Origin of the sequence: Allocoleopsis sp. (assembly GCF_036703385.1) — a bacterium.
Classification (GTDB): domain Bacteria; phylum Cyanobacteriota; class Cyanobacteriia; order Cyanobacteriales; family Coleofasciculaceae; genus Allocoleopsis.
On record NZ_DATNPA010000331.1, the window covers coordinates 1 to 6,018 of the forward strand.

The 6,018-nt window shown below is 44.7% G+C and carries 6 protein-coding genes and 1 pseudogene; 3 read left to right on the forward strand and 4 right to left on the reverse strand.

The window, feature by feature from the left end:
* On the forward strand, nt 1–1,403 hold a 1,403-nt coding region (locus V6C93_RS16400), incomplete at its 5' end, for a hydantoinase B/oxoprolinase family protein (RefSeq protein ID WP_333477741.1).
* Nucleotides 1,404–1,636: 233 nt separating this feature from the next.
* Here V6C93_RS16400 and V6C93_RS16405 read toward each other — a convergent pair.
* A complete protein-coding gene (locus V6C93_RS16405; protein WP_333477742.1) occupies nt 1,637–2,014 on the reverse strand; it encodes a hypothetical protein in 378 nt (125 codons plus the stop codon).
* A gap of 493 nt (nt 2,015–2,507) precedes the next feature.
* Between V6C93_RS16405 and galK the strand changes: the two genes are divergently transcribed.
* Both galK and V6C93_RS16415 read left to right on the forward strand, forming a co-directional pair.
* Entirely contained in the window at nt 2,508–3,575 is a 1,068-nt protein-coding gene (gene galK, locus V6C93_RS16410) for a galactokinase (protein WP_349262734.1), read from the forward strand.
* Between the two features lie 157 nt (nt 3,576–3,732).
* The gene (locus tag V6C93_RS16415; RefSeq protein WP_333477744.1) at nt 3,733–5,271 is read left to right on the forward strand and encodes a hypothetical protein; all 1,539 of its coding nucleotides are present in this window, start codon (nt 3,733–3,735) and stop codon (nt 5,269–5,271) included.
* A gap of 96 nt (nt 5,272–5,367) precedes the next feature.
* Here V6C93_RS16415 and V6C93_RS16420 read toward each other — a convergent pair whose 3' ends face one another.
* The 3 genes and pseudogenes from V6C93_RS16420 to V6C93_RS38275 form a co-directional block, all read right to left on the reverse strand.
* A complete protein-coding gene (locus V6C93_RS16420) occupies nt 5,368–5,490 on the reverse strand; it encodes a hypothetical protein (RefSeq protein ID WP_333477745.1) in 123 nt (40 codons plus the stop codon).
* A gap of 28 nt (nt 5,491–5,518) precedes the next feature.
* On the reverse strand, nt 5,519–5,797 hold the full coding sequence (locus tag V6C93_RS16425; RefSeq protein ID WP_333477746.1) for a BrnA antitoxin family protein: 279 nt from the start codon (nt 5,795–5,797) through the stop codon (nt 5,519–5,521).
* Nucleotides 5,760–6,018, reverse strand: a pseudogene (locus tag V6C93_RS38275) (BrnT family toxin); the annotation flags it as partial. The pseudogene V6C93_RS38275 and the gene V6C93_RS16425, both read right to left, overlap by 38 nt.

Consider the following 6,018-nt stretch of genomic DNA (forward strand, 5'->3'; position numbering starts at 1 on the left):
CGCAGGGCGATTCCCTCCAACCTGGAGATGTCTACGTCCTCAATAACCCCTACAACAGCGGTACGCATCTCCCCGATGTCACGGTGATTACTCCAGTCTTTGCACCCCCCCTTGCTAAGGGGGGGAGGGAAGAAGCAGTTCCCTCCCTCACAAAGGAAGAGAGTGCAGAAGTAGTCCCCCCCCTTAACAAGGGGGGGTTAGGGGGGGTTCCTCTTTTCTACGTTGCCTCACGGGGACATCATGCAGACATCGGCGGCATTACCCCTGGTTCCATGCCACCCAATAGTACAACTGTCGAGCAAGAAGGGGTATTAATTGACAACTTCCTGTTAGTCGAACAAGGACGCTTCCGAGAACAAGAACTCAGGGAACTCCTGTCTTCTAGCACTTACCCTGTGCGGAATATCGAGCAAAACATTGCCGACTTGAAAGCGCAAATTGCCGCCAACGAGAAGGGAGTGCAAGAGTTGCAGCGGATGGTGCAGCATTATTTGTTGGAAACTGTACAAGCGTACATGGGTTATGTACAAGATAATGCAGAAGAATCCGTGCGTCGTGCGATCGCAGTTCTCAAGGATGGCAGCTTCACCTCTAAACTAGATGATGGCAGTCAAATTCAAGTAACCATTACTATAGACCGCAGCGATCGCAGCGCCAAGATTGATTTTACTGGCACCTCTGCCCAGTTACACAGCAATTTCAACGCACCCTCTGCCGTGTGCAAAGCAGCAGTTCTATATGTTTTTCGCACCTTAGTCAATGATGATATTCCTCTGAATGCCGGTTGCCTCAAACCCTTGGAAATCATCATTCCCGAAGGATGTATGTTGAACCCACGTTATCCTGCGGCGGTAGTGGCGGGAAATGTGGAGACTTCCCAAGCCATTACTGATGCGTTGTACGGTGCGCTGGGAGTTTTGGCAGCCTCTCAAGGAACGATGAATAACTTTACCTTCGGTAATGGGCGCTATCAATACTATGAAACCATCTGCGGGGGTTCAGGTGCGGGTGCTGAGTTTGATGGCACGGATGCGGTTCACACTCACATGACTAATTCTCGCCTGACTGATCCTGAAGTGTTGGAATGGCGATTCCCTGTTCTACTAGAAAATTTCTGCATTCGTCCGAATAGTGGCGGGAAGGGACTGCATCGCGGTGGTAATGGCGTCATCCGTCGAGTTCGTTTTCAAGAACCGATGACGGCGGCAATTCTCTCCAGTCATCGCGTTGTTCCTTCCTTTGGATTGCAAGGGGGTGAAGCGGGTACTCTAGGTAAGAATTATGTGGAACGGAGTGATGGAACCGTAGAGGAATTGGGGAGTACTGCGGTTGCCCAGATGAATGTTGGGGATGTGTTTGTCATTGAGACTCCCGGAGGAGGGGGATTCGGTGTTTCTGAATAAAAGGAATTGCGCTCAAGGAACCCTAGAATTCAAGAGGTAGATATACTAAATCTGCGCCACTCAGAAGTCGGGTTTCTACAAGAAACCCGACTTCCCAACCCCTACAAGTTTTAGGTGAATTGTACCTATCTGCTGCTCAGACCAGTACTAAGAACCTGATGCCCAATTGCAAATGGCAACCACAAGTACTTAATTTCAACACCCTATCAAAAGGTACTTAGTGTTGAACACAGTTAGCTATTTTTGTCTCTCTGTGCTGCATCATCCTTTAAGGCATTGGTGCTTCTCTTAGCTGTGTCTGGATAAAGTGACCCAAATTCTTTTACAGCTTTTGCTGATTCTTCCGCAATATTCTGAAGCCGTTCGCCAGGAGCATCCTCCGTTTGACGAGCTTCGTCATACCACTCATTGGTTGTTTTAGGTCTTACAGAATCAAGCTGATTTGCAGGTTGACGCAATTGCTCACCCACAGCTCTCGTATGGCGTCCAGAATCAACATTTGTTGTCAGCAATAGAAAACCGACTAAGACCACAGCAAAAAAACGCTTGACTTGAAGTGAATTCAGCAGGGAACTGATGTGAGCGGTTGCTCTAGTAATCAAATTTTTCATTATATACTCCATGATTTCATTTTTGGTATTGTTCGCGGTTTCCAAATAGAATTGGCTCACTAGAATACGTGATGACCAGAGAAACCGAGCTTAGCTTATACCTGCAATTAACTTCATAAATAGGGCTATAGATTTACCAAAAAATTATTGGGAAAATCCTATTTACTCACCAATTTGCTAGTTTTCAGCTTAAGTCCCAGACTAACAGCAGAAAAATAAGCGTCCCTCTAGCCAAAGTCATAGATTAAGTTATGTAAAAGAGAGACTGGTATAACCCCTAATGTATAGTGGGAAACTATAAATTCTTTCGGGTGCAAATGAAATCTCTATCCTAAGTGCGATCGCTGGAATGTTTAACTGAACAGTACAACAGCCTAGAGAGCGAAGTTCGGGCAGCAGTGGAGAGAATATAAATGAAAAAACCGGAGTTGATATCAATCAATTAGCAAAAGCGCTATCAGGGGAAGACTTTTTTGCTCCTCAATAAGCCATGATGAATTTCCAGCAGATATTTGGTGCATCACCTGAAACAGAAGCCAGTGCTCCGGGACGGGTGAATCTACTTGGGGAACACACCGACTACAACGATGGATTTGTACTGCCAACCGCTATTCCTCAACGTACTACAGTGCAACTGGGTGTCAGCAAGGATGGACAGCACCACTTTTACTCAGTAGAACTTGACGAACGGGTGAGTATTTCAGAAGGTCATCATACACCTTCTGGATTTGCCAGTTATATCTTCGGATGTGTTCGGCTTTTAGAACGGGAAGGATACACCGTACCATCGATTAATCTGCACGTTACTTCCTCGGTTCCCATTGGTTCGGGGTTATCTAGCAGTGCTGCTTTGGAGGTGGCGACTCTCAGGGGGTTGCGATCGCTCTTAAATATAGATATCGATGATGTGCGGATTGCTCAGCTAGCACAGCAGGCAGAAATCCAATATTCGGGTGTGCAATGCGGCATTATGGATCAGATGGCGTCGAGCCTAGCTGATACTGAACATCTGCTATTTCTCGATACGCGATCGCTTGCTCGTCAGGTGATACCTTTTCCATCTGGGGCAGAGGTTGTGGTAATCGATAGTGGTGTGCCTCGCACTCTGGCAGGGAGTGGCTACAACCAGCGACGCGCTGAGTGTGAAGAGGCGGCGCACCTGCTACGGGTGAAGGCGCTCAGAGATATTACCAATCCGCAAGCTGCGGAAGACTTACCCGAATCGATTCGCCGTCGTGCTCGTCACGTCATCACTGAGGATAACCGAGTACTGGAGGCTCTACAGGGAGTATCAGCTGAGCGTTTTGGTGAGTTGATGAATGCTTCTCACGCTAGCTTACGGGATGATTACGAAGTTTCCGTGCCTGCCCTGGATACACTGGTGGGGATGCTACAGGAAACCCCTGGAGTATTTGGGGCACGTCTTACGGGTGCTGGTTTCGGAGGGGCTTGTGTGGCTTTGGTTGCAGCGGGTAAGGGGGAGGCGATTAGTCGAGATGTGATGGAACGATATATGCGATCGGGTTACCCGGGACGTATTCTGGTTCCGGAGGTTAGTTAGCTCCTGTCTTATCAACTGTCTACAAGTGATGGGATTGAGCTAAGCTCCTTTAAGTAAAGTTCTAGTAAAGTTCTTCGGAAAGGGGTTTAATGTCCCCTTTGTTTGTCTTCTCAAATCAACCCAGGTGTTGAGGGTCAGATTGCACTATATTCATCCAATGAACGAAAAACTTGAATTAAGACTAATAACTTCAGAAATTAGCAACTATACCTTCGACGAGTTATATAGTGCTCTTGCCAATGCTCCAGAAGATATTGTTTTGGAAGTTCCATGCCACTCAATCAATTCCTCACAGTATCCTACAGATTTAGCATACGATTATCTTTGGGCTTTATTTGTTGGAGAAAACATAGCTAGTTTTTGCAAGTCTATTTCTTTTCAAATGGACTATAGAAATTGTCCAGTTAAAACCTGTTTTGTTTTTCGACCGAAAGATTTAATTGGTTTAACTCAAAATCTCTATTTAATTTTACCTGCCTTGTATGAAAACTTGTGTTTTGATGAATTAGATAATGAACTACAAAATATGTATGAGGAATTTGTAGATGATTTAGAAAAACGTAAGCTGTATTTTCCAGATTTGGCTGACCGATACCTGGCTAATTTTGTTGTAGGAATAGATTATCTATATGAGGATGAAGAAGAGGAAGAACGAGATAAAAAAATTGAGAATTTATACAACGAGCATCCTGAGTGGCGTTATGGTTTCTGGCGTTCATTTGCCAGTAATAACGTCGGTTATGATTTTTATATTTCTAGCAACTCTTGGATAGTTCCACTAAACGCACATGTTGAAGAACTGCTCAAAGAATATGGTGGATTCATGAATAATGTACCTCCCTTAGAAGAGGCAGAACAGATATCATCATTAAAACTTGCTTCGATTGTTTTCAATAAAGCGAATATAGTGCTTGATCCTCAAGATAAGATATATAATGCACGAGAATGTGCGCAAGATATTTGGTTTACAAGTATTGGCTGTGAAGCTAGAAGAAGTAAGTCTGGAATTAAAAAATATCGGCAGTTTTATGGTATTGGCTATATTGAAAAGTTCCTATTATCTACGGAGGGAGATATCTTAATAGTATGTGATGAAGTTACTCGGTATATTTTTTTTGATGATTCACTAGGCAGAATTAAAAATGAAGTTATAGAAAAGTATTTAGATATAATTACGAAACTATCAGAGGAAGCAAGAATCCTGCTAGGAAAACCCGCTGAGATTGCTTGTCCTTGGGATGAGCTTGATGATGAAAAGTTTGAAGAGCTTTGCTACGACATTATCAGTTACTACTATCAGCCGAGTAAAATCCGAAAACTGGGAAAATCTCGCTCTCGTGATGGAGGTAGAGATATAGAATTTCAAACACCTGAGCGGATTGGTAAAGATACTGTTAAGTGGATTGTACAGTGTAAGTTGATTAGGGATTCTAGTTCGCTCACAGGTACTAGAATTCAAGTTTCCGATACTGTAGACCAGTATGGAGCAGGTGGATTCTGTGTAATGACTAGTGGTGTTATTGATAGTACCCTATACGACAAGCTGGATGGTATTACTCGCAATAGAGGTATTAAGACAGATTGGTGGTCTAGGTTAGAACTAGAGCGCTTCTTAGCGAGGCATGTGGAACTTCGAGACAGATACTTCAGAAAAGGAATTACGCGTTCAAAAGCATCCCAAAACCAAGCTGTATAGAGTAATCTGCTTGACGTCTTGGATGATTTACCTCCTGGAAACTCCTAAGTTAGTTGCTTGTGTAGGAGTACCTAATTTAACTCATAGGCAGCTAAGTTATACAAGCCGATCACGGTAAGCGATCGCCTGCTGTGTGCTGGTTTCGGGGGGAGCTTGCGTTGCTTTGGTTGCGGCGGGTAAGGCTGAAGCGATCGCCCAAAACACACTTGAACGATACAAGCGATCGCCTTAGGCTGGCAGCGCACTGTTAGACCGATTGCTTACCGCTACTGTTCTCCATGTAACGGCGTAAGACCGAGTTGATCAGGCTTCTATACTCTGCACCTTGCGATCGAAACCATGCCATAACCTCAGGTTCTAGCTGAATCAGGTTATCAGCTTGAGCAGCTGGCACTCTCAGCACAGCGTTCTCAAAAAATTCATCGGTTAGAGGCGGAATATCAGAGTAATCAATCTCCTCATCCGTCATTGCCTCTAGCGCAGCCCAATCAGTACGAGAGGTATTGCTCGAATCGTTGACGCTCATATCGGTTTGCCTTTCGTGCTGAGATAATACGGATTACATCACCCTACCGTTCTGTCCAGACAACAACCGCAACACCGTTTCGTAAAAAGCCGATTCCGATCCAACGGTCTTCGCCATAGTCAGTACGCTCATCAAGCTCAACCAGCATAGAACCATCAAACATATCAGGAACATCTGCGAAGTCAATCCGATGTTTACGGATGTTTTCGAGATTCTTCGCT